At 73.4% G+C, this 20,241-nt stretch carries 15 protein-coding genes; 4 read left to right on the top strand and 11 right to left on the bottom strand.

Annotated elements, in window-relative coordinates; translation table 11 throughout:
* The first annotated feature begins 42 nt into the window (after window positions 1–42).
* Complete coding sequence (ctaD, locus tag AB0K65_RS25615) at window positions 43–1,782, top strand: cytochrome c oxidase subunit I (RefSeq protein ID WP_365720367.1); 1,740 nt, start codon at window positions 43–45, stop codon at window positions 1,780–1,782.
* A gap of 12 nt (window positions 1,783–1,794) precedes the next feature.
* Window positions 1,795–2,130, top strand: a complete 336-nt coding sequence (locus AB0K65_RS25620; RefSeq protein WP_365720369.1) for a hypothetical protein — start codon at window positions 1,795–1,797, stop codon at window positions 2,128–2,130.
* A 204-nt stretch (window positions 2,131–2,334) separates the two neighbouring features.
* Here AB0K65_RS25620 and AB0K65_RS25625 read toward each other — a convergent pair whose 3' ends face one another.
* The 3 genes from AB0K65_RS25625 to AB0K65_RS25635 form a co-directional block, all read right to left on the bottom strand.
* Window positions 2,335–2,640 (bottom strand): hypothetical protein, encoded by a 306-nt coding sequence (locus tag AB0K65_RS25625; RefSeq protein WP_365720371.1) that lies wholly within the window; start codon window positions 2,638–2,640, stop codon window positions 2,335–2,337.
* Between the two features lie 79 nt (window positions 2,641–2,719).
* Window positions 2,720–3,208: a DUF5709 domain-containing protein gene (locus AB0K65_RS25630; RefSeq protein WP_365720373.1), complete on the bottom strand. Its 489-nt coding sequence runs from the start codon at window positions 3,206–3,208 to the stop codon at window positions 2,720–2,722.
* A gap of 235 nt (window positions 3,209–3,443) precedes the next feature.
* Window positions 3,444–4,262, bottom strand: a complete 819-nt coding sequence (locus AB0K65_RS25635) for an SDR family oxidoreductase (RefSeq protein ID WP_365720375.1) — start codon at window positions 4,260–4,262, stop codon at window positions 3,444–3,446.
* A gap of 101 nt (window positions 4,263–4,363) precedes the next feature.
* Between AB0K65_RS25635 and AB0K65_RS25640 the strand changes: the two genes are divergently transcribed.
* Complete coding sequence (locus AB0K65_RS25640) at window positions 4,364–5,098, top strand: SDR family oxidoreductase (RefSeq protein WP_365720377.1); 735 nt, start codon at window positions 4,364–4,366, stop codon at window positions 5,096–5,098.
* 133 nt (window positions 5,099–5,231) lie between these two features.
* Here AB0K65_RS25640 and AB0K65_RS25645 read toward each other — a convergent pair whose 3' ends face one another.
* The 6 genes from AB0K65_RS25645 to AB0K65_RS25670 form a co-directional block, all read right to left on the bottom strand.
* Window positions 5,232–6,443, bottom strand: coding sequence for a S8 family serine peptidase (locus tag AB0K65_RS25645; RefSeq protein ID WP_365720379.1), 1,212 nt, complete (start codon window positions 6,441–6,443; stop codon window positions 5,232–5,234).
* A 178-nt stretch (window positions 6,444–6,621) separates the two neighbouring features.
* A complete protein-coding gene (locus tag AB0K65_RS25650; RefSeq protein WP_365720395.1) occupies window positions 6,622–9,546 on the bottom strand; it encodes an NHLP bacteriocin export ABC transporter permease/ATPase subunit in 2,925 nt (974 codons plus the stop codon).
* Window positions 9,547–9,634: 88 nt separating this feature from the next.
* Window positions 9,635–11,917, bottom strand: a complete 2,283-nt coding sequence (locus tag AB0K65_RS25655; protein ID WP_365720381.1) for an NHLP family bacteriocin export ABC transporter peptidase/permease/ATPase subunit — start codon at window positions 11,915–11,917, stop codon at window positions 9,635–9,637.
* Window positions 11,914–12,729, bottom strand: a complete 816-nt coding sequence (locus tag AB0K65_RS25660; RefSeq protein ID WP_365720397.1) for an HlyD family efflux transporter periplasmic adaptor subunit — start codon at window positions 12,727–12,729, stop codon at window positions 11,914–11,916. Before AB0K65_RS25660 ends, AB0K65_RS25655 begins: the two co-directional genes overlap by 4 nt.
* Before the next feature lie 180 nt (window positions 12,730–12,909).
* The gene (locus AB0K65_RS25665; RefSeq protein WP_365720383.1) at window positions 12,910–13,140 is read right to left on the bottom strand and encodes a type A2 lantipeptide; all 231 of its coding nucleotides are present in this window, start codon (window positions 13,138–13,140) and stop codon (window positions 12,910–12,912) included.
* 579 nt (window positions 13,141–13,719) lie between these two features.
* Window positions 13,720–14,181 (bottom strand): Rrf2 family transcriptional regulator, encoded by a 462-nt coding sequence (locus AB0K65_RS25670; protein WP_365720385.1) that lies wholly within the window; start codon window positions 14,179–14,181, stop codon window positions 13,720–13,722.
* A 323-nt stretch (window positions 14,182–14,504) separates the two neighbouring features.
* Here AB0K65_RS25670 and AB0K65_RS25675 point away from each other — a divergent pair, with 323 nt between their 5' ends.
* Complete coding sequence (locus tag AB0K65_RS25675; RefSeq protein ID WP_365720387.1) at window positions 14,505–17,201, top strand: FAD/NAD(P)-binding protein; 2,697 nt, start codon at window positions 14,505–14,507, stop codon at window positions 17,199–17,201.
* Between the two features lie 23 nt (window positions 17,202–17,224).
* Here AB0K65_RS25675 and AB0K65_RS25680 read toward each other — a convergent pair whose 3' ends face one another.
* Window positions 17,225–18,529 carry a Tm-1-like ATP-binding domain-containing protein gene (locus tag AB0K65_RS25680; RefSeq protein WP_365720389.1) on the bottom strand — a complete coding sequence of 435 codons (1,305 nt, stop codon included), beginning with the start codon at window positions 18,527–18,529 and terminating at the stop codon, window positions 17,225–17,227.
* 93 nt (window positions 18,530–18,622) lie between these two features.
* A partial coding sequence (locus tag AB0K65_RS25685; RefSeq protein WP_365720391.1) for a hypothetical protein occupies window positions 18,623–20,241 on the bottom strand: 1,619 nt, incomplete at its 5' end.

Raw genomic sequence — 20,241 nt, forward strand, 5'->3', positions numbered from 1 at the left:
ACCCCCGCGCGCATCCGGTGCCCGTTTCTGCGAGAGGTCTCCATGGCGACGTCGACCGAGCCGGTAACCCCCCTGCCCGTGCGTCGCCGAAGCCGCGGTGCGGCCGTCATCTCCTGGGTGACCACGACCGATCACAAGATGATCGGACACCTCTATCTGATCACGTCGTTCGTGTTCTTCCTGGCCGGCGGAGTGATGGCGTTGCTCATCCGGGCCGAGCTGGCGCGGCCCGGAATCCAGATCATGTCCCCGGAGCAGTACAACCAGGCGTTCACGATGCACGGCACGGTGATGCTGCTGCTGTTCGCGACACCGACCTTCGCGGGATTCGCCAACGCGATCATGCCACTCCAGATCGGCTCTCCCGATGTGGCGTTCCCCCGCCTGAACATGTTCTCCTACTGGCTCTTCCTCTTCGGCGGCCTCATCGCCTTCGGCGCCATCCTCACGCCGCAGGGCATGGCCGACTTCGGATGGACCGCCTACGCACCTCTCAACAACGCCGAACACACGCCGTACGTGGGCGGCGACCTCTGGATCATGGGGCTGGCGTTCGCCGGGTTCGGGACGATCCTGGGCGCCGTCAACTTCATCACGACGATCATCTGCATGCGGGCCCCGGGCATGACGATGTTCCGGATGCCCATCTTCACGTGGAACATCCTGCTGACGTCCGTCCTGGTGCTGCTGGCCTTCCCGGTCCTGGCCGCGGCGCTGCTGGTGCTGGAGGCGGACCGGCGGTTCGGTTCGCAGGTCTTCGACGCGGCCAACGGCGGCGCGCTGCTGTGGCAGCACCTCTTCTGGTTCTTCGGGCATCCCGAGGTCTACATCATCGCCCTGCCGTTCTTCGGGATCGTCACCGAGATCTTCCCGGTGTTCTCGCGCAAGCCGATCTTCGGCTACATCGGCCTGGTCGCCGCGACGATCGCCATCGCGGGTCTCTCGGCGACGGTGTGGGCCCACCACATGTTCGCGACCGGCGCGGTGCTGCTGCCGTTCTTCTCGTTCATGACGTTCCTGATCGCGGTCCCCACCGGCGTGAAGTTCTTCAACTGGATCGGCACCATGTGGAAGGGATCGCTGTCCTTCGAGACACCGATGCTGTGGTCGATCGGGTTCCTGGTGACGTTCCTGTTCGGCGGCCTGACCGGCATCATCCTGGCCTCGCCCCCCATGGACTTCCACGTCACCGACTCCTACTTCGTCGTGGCGCACTTCCATTACGTCGTCTTCGGCACCGTCGTCTTCGCCACGTTCGCCGGCTTCTACTTCTGGTGGCCGAAGATGACCGGGAAGATGCTCGACGAACGCCTCGGGAAGGTCCACTTCTGGACGCTGTTCATCGGCTTCCACACCACGTTCCTCGTCCAGCACTGGCTGGGAGCCGAGGGAATGCCCCGGCGCTACGCCGACTATCTGGACGCCGACGGCTTCACCGCCCTCAACACGGTGTCCAGCATCGGGGCCTTCCTGCTCGGACTGTCCAGTCTGCCCTTCTTCTACAACGTCTGGCGGACCGCCAGATACGCGCCGCGGGTCACGGTCGACGACCCGTGGGGGTTCGGCCGCTCCCTGGAATGGGCGACCTCCTGCCCGCCGCCGCGGCACAACTTCGTCACGCTGCCGAGGATCCGCTCGGAGTCCCCCGCCTTCGACCTCTCGTTCCCCGAGGTGGCCGCGCTGGACCAGGGCAAGAGCGACAAGCGCGACGTGTTCGACGACTCCTCCGCCGCGACCCACCAGGGGCCCGACGCCGGCCGTGACGGCCAGGCGCCGCACTGAGGCGAGCGCGCGATGGACCGCGACGACACGGCCGCCGGCATGGCCCGCCTCGAGGGCTATCTCATGAGCCAGGCCGCCCGCCAGGAGGCGAGGCGGGCGGGCGAGGACTTCGCCCGCGGACTGTCCTGGCTCGGCCCCCTCGAACGCGACGAGATCGCCCGCCGCTTCGCCGACGAGCACCTCGCGCTGCGCAGGGAGATGCTCGGTGCCGTCGCCGTACGCATCGCCGAACTCCGTACCGAGTACGGCGACCGCTACGCGTACCTCCGTCGCCGCACCCTCGCCCTCGCGCTGGCCGCCGTGGCGCTCGTCGGCGCGGCGGCGGGATGGATCGTGACGCCGGGGTGAGGCCCGGCGGCCCGAAAGCCCACCCGGAAGCGGTCGCGGCGGAAGGCGGGACGACCGGCCGGCTCTCGGGCGAGCCCGGTTCCGGGGGAGGGGAAGCCCGGAGCCGCTTCCGGGAAGGCCGCCGGGACGGGGAAGGCCGTGCCTGCCTCGGGGGGCCCGCGCCGGACCGGGGTGCCACGGGCCGTTCGCCGGTGAGGCGGCGGCTCAGGGCCTGGGGTCGATGCGATCCCACTGGGGGTGCCCGCCGCGTGCTCGGCCGCCCACCGCCGCGCTGCAGCGCGGGCACACCCGCCGCACACGGTCCGCCGCGCCCCCCGATTCGGGAAACGTCTCCGGCCACGCCACGTGGGGGAACCGCCCGAGCTGCGAGCGGCTGAGGGACAGACCGCAGACGGTCGCGTTCCTGCCCTGTTCCCAGGCGTGGACCTCCCCGGCCGGCCGGCGCTGGTTGGCGTCCTCGTCCCACCACTGCCCGGAGGCGGCCACGGCGTAGCGCTGTGTCACGCCCATCGGGAACTCCCCGTCACCGCGGTGGCCGCCGCCTTGGGCGCCGTCCGTGGCACCCGGGAAGCGGGCCGGGGCAGCCGGGTCATGCGCCCCGTCCCTCCGGGGCGTCCAGTTCCTCCTCGGGTACGACGTGCATGGCCGCCTCCTCGGAGCCGGCCGCACCCGCGTCGATGCCCACGTCGGTGGCGAAGAGCTCCTTGTCGGTGTCCTCGTGCGCGCCCTCGTCCGGAGCCACGAGCCGTCCCGCCCGCTCGCCGCCGGCCTCCGGGTCGAGCGGTTCGCCCTCGCCGCCGGGCAGGTCCCCGATGCCGTCCGCGCCGTCCTCGCCCGCCTCCGGCACCTCCTGCGCCAAGCGCTGGTCGAGCGTCTCGCCGTCCCGTTGCTCCGCCGCGGTGGTGCCCACCTTGGTCACCCCGAGCGGCTTCTCCGGCGGCGAGTACCCCTCGTCCAGGACGTCGTCGTAGTCGCGCTCGTCCACCGCGTCCTGGAGGTCGAGCGGCGCGGCGTCCTCCTGCTCCTCGTTGCCGCCCGTGGGCTGGTAGACGTCGTCCGCCATGCTCTCGTCCGTCATGAGTCTCGCCTCTCCTCGGTGCCGCTCCGCCCCGTTCCCGGCGGGGCGCGTCCCTTCCGGCCTGGGCGTCTACCCGGTCCCTCCGGGTCGAAAAGCGCCGTCACCCTCCGGCCGCCACCGTCGGGCGGGCGGCGCACGGCGTGCGGGTGCCCGCACCGGGCGGGCGCAATCCTCCGGGCGCCGGGGGCACTCCTCCCTGCGGCGGAGGGACGGAGCGTCCGGCCGGCGGGCGGAGTCAGGCGCGGGGTGCCCGGGGCTCGATGCGGTAGTCGAAGGCGAGCGTGCCCGGGTCGAGGGCGGTCACGCCGCCGTCGACGGTCAGCACGGCACCGTTGACGAAGGAGGAGGCGGGAGACAGCAGCCACGCGACGGCCTCGGCCACCTCACGCGGCTCCCCGGGGCGCCCGGCGGGCAGGACCCGCGTGACCTCCTCGTACGCCGCGTCGACGCCGCCCGAACCCAGCCCCGCCTCATCCGCGAACCGGCTCATACGGCGATCCGCCATGTCGGTGCGCACCCAGCTCGGGCACACCGTGTTGGCACGCAGGCCCGCGGCCCCGTAGTCGACCGCGAGCGAACGGCAGAGCTGGAGCAGCGCCGCCTTGGAGGTCGCGTAAGCGGCGTTGCCCACGCCGTTGCGCAGGGCGGAGACGGAGGCGACCGCCACGACCGCGCCACGGGCGTCGAGCAGGTGCGGGAGAGCGGCGCGCAGGAGGTGGAAGGGGCCGGTGACGTTTGTGCGCATCACGGCCTCCCAGTCCTCCGGGGTCACCTCGCCGACGCCGCCGCCGCGGCCGATTCCGGCGTTGAGGACGAGCCCGTCGAGACGGCCGTAGGCGGCGACGGCCGCTTCGACGAGAGCGCGAACCGCGTCGGGGTCGCCGATGTCGGAGGGGACGGCCAGCGCCCCGGTCTCCTGGGCGACCAGCCGCAGGGGTTCCGGCCGGCGCCCGGAGACGACCACGGGGTGCCCCGCCCCGCGCAACAGCCGGGCGGTCGCGGCGCCGATGCCCGTGCCGCCGCCGGTCACGAGGTACACGCGCTGGTCCGCCATGGGTCGACCTCCGTCGTAGCTGCCGTACGTCTCCCCGATCATAGGGAGCGCGACGGCGGCCCGCACCGACGGACGGGCCCGCGCGACGGAGAAGGGGCGGCATGTCGACGCAGCAGAGGCTCACGGTGGTGACGGGCGGAAGCCGGGGGATCGGGGCGGCCGTCTGCCGGCGGCTGGCCGAGGAGGGGCACGACCTCGTGATCGGCTACCGCTCCGACGAGGCGGCGGCGCGAGCGGTGGCGGACGCCGTCGAAGCCGCCGGCCGACGGTGTCTGACCGTACGGGTGGACACGGCGGCCGAGGCCGATGTCGACGGCCTGTTCGACGCGGCGGCCCGGCTCGGGCCGGTGACCGGCCTCGTGAACAACGCCGGTGTCAGCGGGCCCAACGGCCGCCTGGCGGACGCCGATGCCGAGGGGATGCGGCGCGCGCTGGAGGTCAACGTCCTGGGCTACCTGCTGTGCGCCCGGCGCGCGGTGCGGGACATGTCCGCGCACGGCGGAGGGGCGATCGTCAACGTCTCCTCCGCGGCGGCGACGCTCGGCAGCCCGGGGCGGTACGTGCACTACGCCGCGGCCAAGGCCGCCGTCGACGCGATGACGGTGGGCCTCGCCAAGGAGGTGGCGGGGGAGGGGATCCGCGTGAACTGCGTGGCGCCGGGCACGGTGTGGACCGACTTCCACGAGGATCCGCAGCGTCCGGCGCACGTGGCGCCGGCGATCCCGATGGGCCGCGCGGGCCGTCCGGACGAGATCTCCGGCGCCGTCGCCTGGCTCCTCTCGGACGACGCCTCCTACGCGACCGGCGCGGTCCTGCGCGTGGCGGGAGGGATGTAGGGGACGGGCGCACCGCCGGCAGCCGACGCGCCCCGATGTCTCCTCGCACACGGTCACCCGGGGCCACCCCGTGCGCGCCCGACGGTGGTCCGAGGAAGGGCCGACGCCGGTCCGAGGGCGGTCCTACGGCGGGTCAGGAGCCGCCGGTGAAGAGGAGCTTGTCGGGGCTGGCCGGGCTGAGGTTCTTCAGGACGTCCTTGGTGGACTGCTTCTCGAGCCAGACGGCGACCTCCTCGGCACTCGCCTCCGGGTGCGCCTGCTTGTAGAGGGCGGCCACTCCCGCCACGTGCGGGGAGGCCATCGACGTACCGTCCTCGGCGACGCTGCCGCCACCGAGCTTCGCCGAGACGATCGCCTCGCCGGGAGCGTAGAGCCACAGGCACTCGCCCCAGTTGGAGAAGCTCGTCTCCTCGTCCCGCCGGTTGGTCGCGCCGACCGTCACCACGCCCTCCGCCCCGGCGGGGGAGATGTCGCAGGCGTCGACGGCGGAGTTGCCCGCGGCCACCACCGGGAGGACGCCGGCCGCGGCCATCGAGGCGGCCGCGTGGTCCACGGCGTCGGACTCCGGGCCTCCGAGCGACGCGTTCACGACGGCCGGCTGCCTGGCGTTCTTCGCGACCCAGTCCATGCCCGCGAGGATGCCCGACCACCTGCCCGTCCCGTCGCAGCCGAGGACGCGGACGCTGAACAGGTTGGCGTTGCGGGCCACGCCGAACGTCTTGCCGCCGATCGTCCCGGCCACATGGGTCCCGTGCCCCTGACAGTCCGCGCCGGCGCGCCCGTCGCCGATGGCGTCGAAGCCCAGGGCGGCACGTCCGCCGAACTCCGCGTGCGTGTAGTCGATCCCGGTGTCGATGACGTACGCGTTGACCCCCGTGCCGTCCGCGGCGACGGTGAAGCCGTCGTCGAGGGGAAGCGCCTTCTGGTCGATGCGGTCCAGACCCCAGGAGGCGGCCGGTGCGCGGCGGCCACCGAGAGCCCCCGCGGGTGCGGCCACCGACACCTCGGCGTCCTCCTCCACCGCCGACACCCCGAGGGCGTTGCGGACGGACTTGAGCTGGGACAGCGTCAACGGCACCGCGAACCCGTTCAGCGCCTTGGTGTAGAGGAACGTCGGCTTCAGCTTCAGCCGCTCCGCGAACGTCCCCGCGTCGAGCCGCTTGTCGAGCGTCACGATGTACCGGCCGGGAACGGCGCGGGGCGAGGTGCGCAGCGGGGCGGGGGCCGACGCCGTGGCCACGACGGAGGCCGGTCCCTCGGCGGGCGCGGTCGTGGACGGCGTGGCGGCGGCCAGTGGTGCGGCCGGCGCGAGCGCGGCGACGGCGGCGGCCGCGGTGAACCTCATGCGAATGATCATGCGGCGCAGGCCATCACGCGGAAACGATCACCGTCCAGGACCCCGTCCGGTGGTTCACGCTCCGGTGGAGATACTGCCGCACGCGCTCCTCCGAAGGGCGCAAGCCGCTCCTCCCGCCAAGGGGGGACTCGCTCCGCCACGCAGAGCGGCGCCCCGGCCGCCCCCGTCACGCCATCTGCCGCCGTACGAGGTCGTGCAGGAACCCGCCGGGAGCGGCCAGCAGTGCGGCCGGCGGGCCCTGTTCGACGACGCGGCCCTCCGACATGACGATCACCCGGTCGGCGCCCATGACCGTGGACAGCCGGTGGGCGATCACGAGACGGCTGGATTCCAGGCCGCGCGTGCTCTCCATCACGGTGCGCTGGGTCTCGTTGTCGAGCGCGCTGGTGGCCTCGTCGAAGAAGAGGACGCGGGGCCGCCGCACGAGGGCCTGAGCGATCATCAGGCGCTGGCGCTGACCTCCCGAGATGGCTCCGCCCCCCGCGATCAGGGTGTGCAGGCCCATCGGCATCCGCCGGATGTCCTCGGCGAGCCCCGCCATCGCGGCCGCCTCCCACACCTCCTCGTGCGAGAAGGACTCGGCCCCGCAGATGCAGTCCAGGATCGAACCGGTCAGCGGCTGGGCGTTCTGCAGGACCACCCCGCACTGCCGGCGCACGGCCGCCTGGTCCAGGGCCGCCAGGTCCTGGCCGTCGTAGAGCACGCTGCCGGAGGTCGGCCGGTCGAAGCCGATGAGCAGGCGCAGGAGCGTCGACTTCCCGCAGCCGCTCGGCCCGACGACCGCCACGAACTCACCCGGGCGCACCTCCAGGGACACGTCGTCGAGCACCAGCGGGCCGTCGTCGGTGTAGCGGAAGGAGAGGCGGCGCGCCTCGATGGCACCGGTCAGCGTGCCGGGCTGAGCGCCTGCGCCGCGCACCTCCGGCTCCGCGTCCAGCAGGGGCTTGACCTGCTCGAAGAGGGGCGTCACGGCGGCTGCCGAGACCATCGCCCCGGTGATCTGCGTGACCGAGGTCAGGAGCATGGTCAGGGCGGTGCTGAAGGTCAGGAAGGCGGCCGCCGACATGGTGCCGCGGGCCGGGCCGGCGAGCAGCACGAACATGATGAGCGAGCAGAGCGGCAGGCAGACCGCGTCGAGGACGGTGGTCAGGTTCCGGACCCGGCCCGCCCGCTGCTGGAGTTCCCTGGAGCGGGCGAACTCGCGGGCCCAGGCGGCGTACGCGAAGCTCTCCGCCGCCGCGACCCGCAGCTTGGGCAGACCGCGCAGGGTCTGGTACGCCTGGTTGTTGAGCTTGTTGCCCAGCTCCACGAGCCGGCGCTGCCATCGCAGCTGCCACAGCCCCATCCCGAGGAACACCGCCCCCACGACGGCGAGCATCGCCAGCGCGACCAGCGCCAGCGGCACGCTGTAGCAGAACAGCAGGACGACGTTCATCGCGCCGACCGTGCCGGCCTGGACGACCACAGGACCGACGCCCGTCATCACCCGGCGGATCGCACTGATGCCCATCGCCGCACTCGCCAGCTCCCCGGTGGACCGCTCGGCGAAGAACGACGTCGGCAGCCGCAGCAGCCGGTCCCACACCGCGGGTTGCAGGACGCTCTCGACCCGCCCCTCCAGACGCAGGAGGGTCAGGTTCTGCACCAGCGTGAACACCGCGGTGACCACGCTGGTGACCATGAGGGCGACCGAGACCTGGACGATGAGACCGCTCTCGGCCTTCGGTACGTAGACGCCGAGCACCCGGCCGGTGGCGATCGGCACGAGGGCGCCCAGGCCGACCGTCACCAGACCGGCCGCCAGCAGGTTCCGCAGGTCCTTCCGGGTGCCGCGCACGCTGAAGCGGAGCAGCCGCCAGGGGGTCATCGGCCGGTCCGGCAGGGGACGGTAGAACATCACCGCCCGCGGCTCGAACTCCTCGGCGTTGTCCCGGCCGACGCGCTGCCGCCGCCCGGTGACCGCGTTGACCGCCTCGTAACGTCCTCGACGCCACACCAGCGCGACGGGCGCTCCCGACGCGGCGCGGTGCCCCACCAGGGGACCGCTGTCCGTGCGCCACCACTCGCCGTCGAGCCGGACGGCGCGCGTACGGATCCGGGCTGCCGACGCGATCCGCTCGACCGGCGTGACCCGCTCATTCGCGGTGGAGCCCCTCGGAGGCTGCTCGGCGAGGGTGATCCCGGCTTCGGCGGCGACGAGCCGGCAGACCGCGAACACCGCGTCGTCCGCCGCGCCGGTGCCGCCGACGCCGTCCGCCCTGGCGGCGCCGCGGCGGCCCCGGTCCGGCCCGCCGATCGAGGCCAGCAACGCCTGGTCCGCACGGGCCCGCTCGGCCGCGCCCGCCCTGATGCCCTCGGCCGTCCTGTCCTCGTGAGCGCGCTCCAGGCCGTCGATCCAGCGGTCCACGGCGGACAGCAGGCGGTGCTGCTGGTTCAGCATGCCCTGCCACATCGCGCCGTCGATCAGCAGGTCGCCCGCCGTCTCCGTGCCGAGCGAAGCCCCGTACCGGACGCTGCCGGGCTCGACCGACATCCACAGGACGTCGTCGTCGGCCAGGGAGTCGTCGGCGCCCGGACGCCCGTCCGACGGCGCCTCGAAGAGCACGGCCAGGCCGCGGCCGATCCCGAGGGCGAAGGCGTGCTCCAGCGGCGTATGCGGGACGGACTGCCCGTACTGCTGGTACTGCCCGTACCGGTCGTCGTATCCGTGGATCCCGTCGGTCCCGTACCCGCCGCCGTGTTCGGCGTACGCACCCTGACCGCCGTATCCGCCGTATCCGCCGTACTCGCCGTACGTCCCGTCCGAATCCGGCCGGTACAGCTCCCGCAGCCCGATCCGCCGCATCAGGCATCCCTGGGACGGCCGGCCGAGCAGGGTGTGCTGCGGGCCCTCGACCGGTCCGAGGAGCAGGCTTCCCGCCTCCAGGCGGCCGAGGAAGTGCCACTGGCCCCGCTGGACGGGGTCGTACGCGAAGAGGTCCAGGGATCCGGCCACGACCAGCCACAACACCTGCGGGCCCTCGAGGGGGAGGGTGCGCAGGCCCGCACAGTCGACGGGCGCGCCGAGACCGCCGAGGGCGTGCAGGACCACGTCCGTCCCGCCGGGTCCACCGGTCGACGGCGTACTCCCCGGAGCGCGTCCGGACGCGTCGGCGGGCTGCCGGTACGGCGATGCCACGTCAGCGCTCCCTGACCAGTTCGGCGTACGGCCCACCGGCCGCGGCCAACTCCTCGTGCCGGCCGCGCTCGACGATCGCGCCGTGGTCGAGCACCAGGATCTCGTCACTGTCGCGGACCGTGCTCAGCCGGTGCGCGATCACCACGCACGCGCAGCCGCGCCGTCGCAGGTTGTCGATGATGACGCGCTCCGTCTCCGCGTCCAGAGCGCTCGTGACCTCGTCGAGGACGAGAATGCTCGGCCGGCGCACCAGCGCCCTGGCGATCTCCAGACGCTGCCGCTGTCCGCCGGAGAAGTTGCGGCCGTCCTGTTCGACCCGGCTGTGGATCCCCTGGGGGCGTCGCGCGACCACCTCGTACAGCGCCGCGTCCCTGAGGGCGGTCACCACCGCCTCGTCCGGTATCGACGGGTCCCACAGCGCCACGTTGTCGCGGACCGTGCCCTCGAAGAGGAAGACGTCCTGGTCGACGAAGGAGACGGAGGCGGCCAGCGCGCCGCGGGGGATGTCCTCCAGCGGCCGGTCGTCGATCCGGATGGTCCCCTCCCACGGGCTGTAGAGGCCGGAGATGAGCCTCGAGACGGTGGACTTGCCGCTGCCTGAGCCGCCGACGAGCGCGATCTGCTGTCCCGGGCCCACGGTGAGCGAGAAGCCGGTGAGCAGCGGTTTGTCGAGCGGGCTGTACCCGAACGTGATGTTCTCCAGCGCCACGTGGCCACGGAGCCTGCGGGTGCTCGTGCCGGTCTCGCGGCCCCGGTACACCGCGTCGACGGGGAAGTTCTCGACGTCCTTCAGCCGGGCCACGTCCGCGGCGAAGTCCTGGATCCTGCCCGCCACCCCGTTCAGCCGGGTGACCGGTGCCGTGAAGCGGGTGACGAGGGCCTGGAAGGCGACGAGAAGGCCGATCGAGATGTGGCCCTCCACCGCCCGCAGCCCGCCGATCCAGAGGATCAGGGCGCTGTTCAGGGTGGCGAGGGCGGGCGCGACGACGGCGAGGACCGCGCTCGGCACGCCGAGGCGCTGCTGCACCTCCAGCGTGGTGGCGTGCTGCCCCGCCCAACGGCGGAAGAAGCCGTTCTCCCCGCCGGTGGCCTTCATCGTCTCGATGAGCTGCAGACCGGTGTACGACGTCGTCGTCAGCCGGGCGTTGTCCGCGCGCAGCCTCTGGGTGTCGTTGGCGCGCAGGCGGATCACGATCCGCATCGCCACCACGTTGAGGAGCGCGATCAGGACCCCGACGAGGGTCAGCTGGGGGTCGTACGTCCACAGCAGGACGGCGTAGAGGATCACCACCACCCCGTCCACGCCCGCGGCGGCGAGATCCCTGGCGAGGGTCTCGGCGACGGCGTCGTTGGACTGGAGGCGCTGGACGAGGTCGGCGGGGCTGCGCTGGGCGAAGAAGGTGACGGGCAGTCTCATCAGGTGCCGCAGGAACCGGGCGCTGCCGAGCGTGGAGGAGATGATGCGGCCGCGCAGCAGGTTCGCCTGCTGAAGTCCCGTCAGGACGGCGGTGAGCGCCACCAGCGAGGCCGTCGACGCGAAGAGCGGTCCGAGCAGGGACGTTTGTCCGCCGATCAGGAAGAGGTCGATGTACGTACGGCTCAGCGCGGGCAGCGCGGCGCCGACGGCGACCAGCAGCAGACTGGCGAGCAGGGTGGCCAGGAGCGTGCCGGTGGTGCCGCGCAGCCGTGCGGGCAGGGCGCCCAGGATGCCCGGCTTGCGTCCGCCGGGACGGAAGGCGGCGGTCGGTTCGAAGAGCAGGGCGACGCCGGTGAAGCTGGTGTCGAAGTCCTCCATCGGCACGAAGCGGCGGCCCTTGCCGGGGTCGTTGACGTGCACGCCGCGCCGCCGCCGCAGCCCCCGTCCCATGCCGTCGTACACGACGTAGTGGTTGAACTCCCAGAAGAGGATGGCGGGCGGCCGCACCCCGGCCAGCGCGGCCGGTTCCATCTGCATGCCCTTGGCCTGGAGGCCGTAGCCGCGTGCCGCCTTCAGGACGTTGCCGGCCCGCGAGCCGTCACGGGACACCCCGCAGGCGATCCGCAGCTCCTCCAGTGGCACGTGCCGGCCGTAGTGGGCGAGCACCATGGCCAGGGCGGCGGCGCCGCACTCGACGGCTTCCATCTGGAGGACGGTGGGTGTGCGTACGGCCTTCTGTCTCTTCGCCCCGGCCTTCGCCGAGCCCTTCCGCCCGGCTGTGCCGCGCTGGGCTCGCCGGCCGGCGGGCGCCCCTTCCGGACGATTCCGGCGGTGGCCCGCGGGGGGAAGCCGCTGCTCGGTGCTCATGGCAGGAGCCAATCGATCGGGTGCTGTTCGGCCAGGTGTACGGCGCCGTCGGCCGGCGTCATGGAGGAGAGCCGGAACGGCGGGCCTTCGGCGGACGACCAGGCGTGGCCGGAGGCGGTGCCCGGGGCGTCGACGAGGCGGATGCGGACCGGTACGGCCAGGCCCTGCCCGTGCTCCGCGAGTCGTTCGCCCAGCCGGGCGCTGCCCAGGAAGGCCGCGATCTGCTGAGCCGACTGCGCGGTGCGGCCGACGGACGTCACGCGGCCGCGCAGCACTCCGTACTGCCCGGGGGCCACCGACTGGACGGTCAGGTCCACCGCCGCTCCGACGGGGACGGCCGATCCGCTGTCGGCCGGTACGTACACCACGGCCATCAGGGGGTCGTCCGGCCGGGCGACGCGTTCCACCGCCGCCACGTCGGATCCGACGGTGACCACGGAGCCGATGCCGGTGGCCAGGGCCGTCAGCCGGCCGGCGGCGAGGCTGCGGACGGCGACGCTCGTGCCCTGCGGGGTGCGGACCCGGAGCAGGGGGACGTCGGCGGCGACCCGGGCCCCTTCCTCGGCGAGTACGTCGGTGACCTGTCCGGCGACGGGACTCTGCAGGACGTAGCTGCCCTGACCGTGGGTCAGGATGCCGGGGGCGTCGAGGGTCGTCGCGACGGTGCCGGTCACCGCCCAGAGGCTCGCGGCGATCATGACGATGACGGTGACGCAGAGTACGAGCCGGCCCTGCGGGCGGGCGAAGCGGACCGGCAGGTCGATCTCGTCGGCCGACTGCAGCTTGGAAAGGGCTTGTTGGCGGAACTGCACGACACTCATCCCTCAACTGCGGTGTGGCTGCTCGGTATCGCGTGGTGTTGCGGATCGCTGCTGGTGGGGCGCCACGTGGGTGGCCGGGTGCTTGGGTCGGCCGCTCGCGTGGTGGCCACGCGGTGTGTGCCCCGGATCCTGAGCGGATCCGGGGCACACGACGATGCGGACGTCCTGGGATCAGACGCCGGCGATCGTCGAGGTGGCGATGCCCGTGATCGGCGCGGTGTTCAGGCCGGTCGCACCCTCGACGGTGCCGATGACCGAGCCGGCGAGGGGGGCGATGGCCGGGGCGAGGCCGTCGAGCGCGATGGTGGAGTTGGCGACGACGCCACCGAGCAGACCGCCGGACACGTTGTCCAGGTCGGCGTCGGAGATTTCCTGGGTCTCGACCTGGGGGACGAAGTTCATGAGGTGAGTTTCCCTTCACATGGGGACGTATCGAGAACAACCGTGGAGGTCATTGCCGGACCGGTGGCGCCGATCCGGAGGGGAAACTTCCGCGGTGTGCTGGATCAAAGCACGTCAGCCTGACGGCCAGCCAATCGAACAACGCCTTCAACCTGCGTGAATGGGGCGGCAATTGCGGGGGCGTGGATTTTCGTCCATCAGTCGGTGGCACCTTCTTCACGAGATCACCGACTGCTGCGCGGGGTGACGGCCGCCCCGACGTGCCGGAATGCGACATTCCGGATCAGCCGGGCCGGTGGCAGGGGCGCGTCGGCGGACGCCCCGGGAGGGCTTCGGCAGAAGATGTGTCCCCTGCGCATTCGGTGTGCAGATTGAGCGACCGTCGCGGGACGTCGCTTTTCTCCCGGAGTTCCCGGACCAGCCGGGAGTTCCGGCGGTTGCCGGAATATGCCCCGTCGGGGGAAAGGACCGAAGGCCGCACAACGTCGTCGTGCGGCCTTCGGTCCCGGCTGCGGGTGCAGGTCGAGGGGTGGCCCCTCATCACCGGTGGGTCGTCGTGCGCCCGCCGGGATGAGGGACTCAGGGATACGTGCGCACGTCGTCGTTGTATTCGCGGGCCCGCTCCCGCACCAGCTCGGGCAGCGTGCCCGACGCGAGGTCGGCGAGCGTCGTCCCTTCGAGGACATGGCGCAGGCTGGCGCGCACGGCTCGCCACACGTCCGGCATCGGCGCCGCGGCGCCCTGGTACTCCAGGCCCGTCAGCTTCAGGTCGCGCACGCTGACGAGCGGACCGTCCATCGCCCGGATCACGTCGGCGAGTGTGATCTCCGCGGGCGGCCTGGCCAGCACGTAGCCCCCCTCGGGCCCGCGCACGCTCCGCACCAGCCGCGCCTGGCGCAGCTCGCTGAGGACGACGAAGAGGAAGCGGACGGGAATGTCCTGACGGCCCGCGATGTCCTCCGCCTTCAACGGGCGGTCCGTCGAGCAGGCCAGCTCCGCCATGGCCCGGACCGCGTAGTCCGTTCTCGCTGAGATCCTCACCGACTCAATGTCTCATGCCTGGCGCGAAATCGATCCGGCACGGTCGCCCGCGCACGGCGGGCTTGTCACTTCACATTGTTCATCGACATAGTGAACTTCGCGCGGGCCGCGAGCGGCGCACACCGACCGTCCCACCCGCCTCGCACGCCCCGTACGACGCGATCCGCCTGACCCGCCCCGACCAGCGCCGACCCGGCACGGCCCGCCGACCCGGCACGACCAGTCCGATCCCCGTCCGAACAGCTCGGACCAAGTCCTACCAATGTCTGATCAATCGCCTGGAGCCGGAGGTATCCGTGGTGTCCGCTGTACCGCGATCAACCGTGGCAGTCGTCGGAGCAGGCGCGGCCGGGGCGCTCGTCGCCGTCCAGCTGTGCGAGACGGCGGCGCGACGCCGCATCCCGCTCGACCTGGTCCTGATCGATCCGGCGGCGGAGGCGGGCCGCGGCACCGCCTACGCCACCGAGGTGCCCGAGCACCGGCTCAACGTGCCGGTCGGCGGGATGAGCTGTTATCCGGACGACCCCGGCCACTTCCAGCGCTGGCTCTGCCGCCACGGCGAACCCACCGTCCACCACGGCGACTTCGCCTCCCGCCACCGCTTCGGCTCCTACCTCGCCGACACCCTCGGCCGCGCGATCATCACCGCGCACGGCACGGTCGCCGTAAGCCGCCTGCGTACACGGGCGACGAGCTGCGCCGACACGGCCGACGGCCGCCTCGCGCTCCGGCTCTCCGACGGAGCGACGGTCACCGCCGACAGCGTGGTCCTGGCCACCGGACCCGCGTCCGGCGGGTCGGCCTGGGCGCCGGCGGAGCTGCGCGCCTCCGACCGGTTCCTCGCGAACCCCTGGGCGCCTGGCGCGCTCGACGCCGTGGGGGAGGAGCACGACGTCCTGCTGGTCGGCACGGGGCTCACCGCCATCGACCTCGCACTCGTGCTCGACCGCCCCGGGCGCACCGTCCACGCCCTGTCCCGCACCGGCCTGCTGCCCCAGCCGCACGCCGTCTCCCCGCTGCCGCCCGTCCCACCGCCTCCGGCCCTGGCCGGACTGCCCCTCCGCCGGCTCCGCACCGCCGTGCGCCGCCATCTGGCCACGACCTTCCGCGACCACGGCGACTGGCGGCCCGCCCTCGACGGGCTGCGCCCCCGCGTCGCCGAACTTTGGCAGGGCCTGAACCCCGACGAGAAGGCCGAGTTCCTCGGCCGCGACGCGACCCGGTGGAACGTCCACCGGCACCGTATGGCGCCGGTCACCGCCGAGGCGGTCGCCCGCGCCCGGGCCGCCCGCCGACTGCGCGTGCACGTCGGCCGGATCCTCGCCACCGAGCCGTGCGAGGACGGCCGCCTCGCCGTGGCGCTGGCGGACGGCCGGCGGCTCACCGTCGGGTGGGTCGTGGACTGCACCGGGCCCGGGCTCCGGCTCGACGCGGCCGCCGACCCGCTGTGGGGCGGCCTGCTCGCCGCGGGGCTCGCGGTGCCGGGACCGCTGGGCATCGGGGTCGCCACCGACGGGGGCCGTCTCCTCGACGCCGGAGGGGAGGCGCGGCGTGCCCTGTTCACGCTCGGGGCTCCCCGCCGCGGTGAGCTGTGGGAGACCACGGCGATCCCGGAGATCCGCTCCCAGGCGCGGGACGTCGCCGAGGCCCTTCTCGCTCCGCTCACCCGCACCCCACGGACCAACCGGCGCCGCCCGACCGACCAGTTCGGTCTCCCGCTCACCACCCACGCGGCGGCCGCCGCCTCCTTCCGCACCGGACTCGCCCGGGTGATCACCGTGCGGGCCAAGGCCGCCGAGGCGTTCACCCGCGCCACCGAACTGGATCCGGGCTTCGCACTCGGCCACGCCGCGCTCGCCCTGCTCGGGCACGAGTGCGGCGCGGAGGTCGATGTGGCCCGGAGGCTCGCCGACGCCCAGCGCGGGGTACGGGAGCGGGGCGACGAGCGGGAACGCTCCTTCGTCGACGTCGTCACCCGCCGGATCGAGACGCGGCACGGCCCTCAGCCGACCGCCCCGGGCCGGGACCGGCGGGCTTCGGACGGCGACACGGCGCTGATCGACCATCTCGACCGCTTCCCCGGCGACGCCCTCGCGCTCAGCGTCGCGGTCCCCACGATCGCCTTCTCCGGCGTCGGCGACCTCGACGGCACCTTGGCGCGGCGGCTGGTGGACCGCACCGCGCCCGTCTACGACGGTCACTGGTTCCACACCTCGCTCGTCGCCTTCCTGCGCCAGGAGGAGGGGTACGTCGACGAGGCGGGCGCCCTCGCCCGCGTGGCGCTGGCCGCGGAGCCCGCGTCCGGGCACGCGGTGCACGCCCTCGCCCACGTCCACTACGAGTCCGGTGATCACCGGACGGGCCGTGACTGGCTCGACGACTGGATCGGCGGCCAGGGCCGGGGCGCGGTCCACCGGGCGCACTTCTCCTGGCACGTGGCCCTGCACGAACTCGCCCTGGACGACGCCGCCGCGGTGCGCCGCCGCTGGTTCGCCCAGCTCGCCCCGTGCCGGGTGAACGGCGTCCGCGCCCTCGTCGACTCCGGGTCGCTCCTGTGGCGGGCCCGGATGTCACGGAACTGGACGGGCCGCGTGCCCGCCGACGGCGTGCTCGACGCGGTCGCCGTCGATCTCGTCGAGCGGCCTGCGACGGCGTTCACGGCGCTGCACAGCGCCGTGGCGCTCACCGCGGCCGGAGACCTTCCCGCGCTCCGGCGGCTGCGCCGGCACGCGTCCCAGGCCGACGCCGTCCAGCGGGAGGTCGTGGAGCCGCTGTGCCGGGCGCTGGAGGCCGTCCTGGAGGAGCGGTGGACGACCGCCGTGCGCGTGCTGCGGGAGCTGCTGCCGTCGCTGCGCAGGGTGGGCGGCAGTGCCGCGCAGCGCGAGGTCGTCGAGGAGACGCTGCTGTACGCCCTCATGGAGGCGGGCCACAGTGACGCCGCCCGCCACCTCCTCCAGGAGCGTCTCGACCGCCGCGCCTCTCCGCTGGACCGCCGCCGTCTGGCGGACCTCCCGGGGTGACGGCTCAGGGGCCTCCTTCCGGGTCAGGCGGGTGATCCTGCACGGGTGACCAGCCCGTGCAGGAGGTCCGCCACCGCGTGGCCGAAGGCCGGCTCGTTGATGTGGGCGTCGATCTCGACCACGGCGACGTCGCTCCCCCGCAGGCCGTCCTTCAGCGCGGCGAAGAGCGCCCCGTCGGCGACCGGATCGTGGTACGGCTCGCCCGGTGCGCCCAGCGTGGACAGCCCGCGCAGGGGGAGGCACACCGTGGTCGGTCCCGTCGCGTCGCGCAGCTTCGCGGCGACACGCCTGCCCAGCTCGGCGCACTCCCGCGGGGTCGTGCGGACGACGGTGATCGAGGGGTTGTGCACCCGCACGTCGCGGTCCCGCACGCGCGCGGGGACGGTGTCCGGCGGGCCGAACTTCACCATGTCGAGAGCGCCGGGGCTCACCACCTGCGGAAGACCCCGGCGGCCGGCGGCGAGCAGCCGGTCCGGTCCCGCCGTCAGGATGCCCCCGCAGAGATCGTCGGCCAGTTCACAGAGGGTCAGGTCCAGGACGCCGGTGAACAGCCGCTGGTCGGCGAGCGATTCGAGGGTGCGCCCGCCCGTCCCGCTGGCGTGGAACACCAGCACTTCGTAACCGCGGTCCGTCAGCCGTGCGCGGGCGGCGTCGACACCGGGCGTCGTCACCCCGGCCATGCTCGCCGCGATCAGCGGCCTGTCCCCGTCGGCCCCCTCGGGCTCCTGCCCGCTCCGCCCGGCGGTGCCGCCGGGCACCCCCAGCTCGGCCGGGCGAAGCGCCCGGACACCGTCGGCGGCGAAGCCCCGCGCCATCGCGGCCGCCGCGTCGACGGCGTTCGCCAGGATCGGGGCGGACACGCGGTTCACCCCGGCGATGTCCACGACGCTGTACATCAGGGTGATGTCCGCGGAACCGACGTACGGCGAGACGTCGCCCGAGGCCATCGAGGAGACCATCACCTTCGGCACCCCGAGCGGCAGCTCCCGCATCGCCGCCGTCGCGAGGGACGTACCGCCACTGCCGCCGAGGGCCAGCACGCCGTGCAGGCGGCCCTCGGCGTACAACCGCAGCACGACCTCGGTGGCGCCCCGCGCCATCGCGGTCACGGCCGCGCCCCGGTCACCCTCCGTCCGTAATCGCTCCAGATCCACCCCCGCCGCGCGGGCCACCTCGGCGCGCGTGATGTCGGCATGGCCGCGCGGCGTCCCGATCACCCCGGCATCGACCACCAGGACGTCGACCCCCCGCCCCAGCAACCGCTCCCGCAGCCAGCCGTACTCCAGCCCTTTGGTGTCCAGGGTCCCCACCAGCACGACGACCGCCATGTCCGTACTGTCCGGCGCGATCCGCCCCGAGACAAGAGCGTGGCGTCTCATCGCCACGATCCGGGGGACCGAGGCGAAGGACGGTCCCGGCCCTCACCGGCCGCCGAAGGCACGGGTGACGGCGCTCATGTCGTAGCCGTACATCTCGCGCTCGCAGGCCGCGCACACGCTCGGCGCGTGCTCGCTCAGCGACCACAGCCGCGCGGGAAGGCCGTCGCCCCGCCCGTGCGCCAGATACAGGTCCTCGGGCCCGATCGAGGACCGCAGGGCCTTCGGGTTGCCGACGAGCCGGCTCGCACCGTCGACGGTCGCCGTGGTGGCCTGGAGCAGCCGGCCGTGGTCGGTGCCGTTGCCGCGGTGGAAGTACCACGTCCCCTCGTACCGCGTGACGCCCTGGATCTTCTGCCACAGCGCCTCGCCGTCGAGCGTCGGCCCCGTCGGCAGCCCGTACGCGGAGTCGGCGTCCGCGACCGTACCGGCCGCGCCCTCGACCGCGGCGGTCACCGCCGCCATGGGATACGTGCCGACGCGGCCGGGGCTGTCGCCCCCGTCGGTGCTGCAGTACTCGCCGAGGAGCAGATGGTCCGCGCCCGTGCGGTCGAGGGAGATGTACGACGCCTTCGGCCGGGCGGTGGCGTAGCACTGGTACGCGTCGGTCTCGCCGGGCGGCCGCGGCGCGGTGAAGTTCAAGGTCGCCACTTGGGGCATCACGTACCGGTGGCCGAAGCCGTACCAGACGGCGCCCTGGCGTCCGATGCGCCTCGGGTCGCGGACGTTGCTGACCAGTCCGTCCGGCGTCGGGTCGTCGACGGCGGCGTCCCCGTCCGGGTCGAGGTCCAGGATCGTGCGGAGGTCGAAGACCCGCAGGCCGTTCTCGGTGTCGGCGACGAACAGATGGTTGCCGTACCAGACCATGCCCCCGGCGTGGGTGCCGTTCTGCGCCTTGCAGCTCTCCGTCACGGTGCCGGTGCACATCCCCTCGCGCGCGTGGAGGGCGTCGAAGGAGACGCGGCCGCGGGAGTCCGTGTACGGCCAGACCAGCAGGACGTGCCGGTACTTCCCGGTGGCCCGGTGGAAGAGGCTGACCCGGACGCCCTTCTCCTCGCAGGCGGCGGAGGCGGTGGCGCGCAGGCAGTCGGCGCGGCCCCAGACGTAGTCGCTGCGGCCCGGATTCTCCGCGTCGTACGAGCCCACGACGAGGGGATCGGCGTCGGAGGAGCCCCAGTCCTCGTCCTCCTGCGCGTCGGAGACGCCGGTGATGGACTGCGGGATCCACTCGGAGGAGGTGGCGTCGGTGTCGTCCCAGCAGACGCGGTGGTGCGGTGTGAGGTCGGGGCCGTAGATGCCGGTGGTGCCGCAGGCGCCGTCCCGGCCGGCCTCCCGGTCGGCCCGCGCCATCAGCGCGCTCAGTCCCTGCTTCGGGAGTGCGGCCTCCAGCCGGTCCACGAGCACGGCGAGGGAGGGTCCCGCCACCAGCCGGAAGTCCCCAGGGCGGCCGGGGAGGGGCGCCGCCAGCGCCCGGGCCTGGCTCCCGGAGAGGGGCGGGGCAGCCGCCGCGGGCGTGCCGGTGGCGGGGGTGGTCCCGGCGAGCAGCGTTCCTGCCAGCAGGGCTCCGACGGCCAGGCGGGTGAGGCGCGGCCCTAGGGCGTGTTTCGACAGTCCCGCCTGCCCCGCGACGCCTGGCACGCACGCTCGCCGCGTTGTCGGGATCG

The sequence above is a fragment of the Streptomyces sp. NPDC053755 genome (genome assembly GCF_040677675.1).
Lineage (GTDB): Bacteria > Actinomycetota > Actinomycetes > Streptomycetales > Streptomycetaceae > Streptomyces.

What these genes read in the sequence shown, in the direction of transcription:
- ctaD (WP_365720367.1), top strand. Translation starts at nt 43, where the DNA reads ATGGCGACGTCGACCGAGCCGGTAACCCCCCTGCCCGTGCGTCGCCGA.
- AB0K65_RS25620 (WP_365720369.1), top strand. Translation starts at nt 1,795, where the DNA reads ATGGACCGCGACGACACGGCCGCCGGCATGGCCCGCCTCGAGGGCTAT.
- AB0K65_RS25625 (WP_365720371.1), bottom strand. Translation starts at nt 2,640, where the DNA reads ATGGGCGTGACACAGCGCTACGCCGTGGCCGCCTCCGGGCAGTGGTGG.
- AB0K65_RS25630 (WP_365720373.1), bottom strand. Translation starts at nt 3,208, where the DNA reads ATGACGGACGAGAGCATGGCGGACGACGTCTACCAGCCCACGGGCGGC.
- AB0K65_RS25635 (WP_365720375.1), bottom strand. Translation starts at nt 4,262, where the DNA reads ATGGCGGACCAGCGCGTGTACCTCGTGACCGGCGGCGGCACGGGCATC.
- AB0K65_RS25640 (WP_365720377.1), top strand. Translation starts at nt 4,364, where the DNA reads ATGTCGACGCAGCAGAGGCTCACGGTGGTGACGGGCGGAAGCCGGGGG.
- AB0K65_RS25645 (WP_365720379.1), bottom strand. Translation starts at nt 6,443, where the DNA reads ATGAGGTTCACCGCGGCCGCCGCCGTCGCCGCGCTCGCGCCGGCCGCA.
- AB0K65_RS25655 (WP_365720381.1), bottom strand. Translation starts at nt 11,917, where the DNA reads ATGAGCACCGAGCAGCGGCTTCCCCCCGCGGGCCACCGCCGGAATCGT.
- AB0K65_RS25665 (WP_365720383.1), bottom strand. Translation starts at nt 13,140, where the DNA reads ATGAACTTCGTCCCCCAGGTCGAGACCCAGGAAATCTCCGACGCCGAC.
- AB0K65_RS25680 (WP_365720389.1), bottom strand. Translation starts at nt 18,529, where the DNA reads ATGGCGGTCGTCGTGCTGGTGGGGACCCTGGACACCAAAGGGCTGGAG.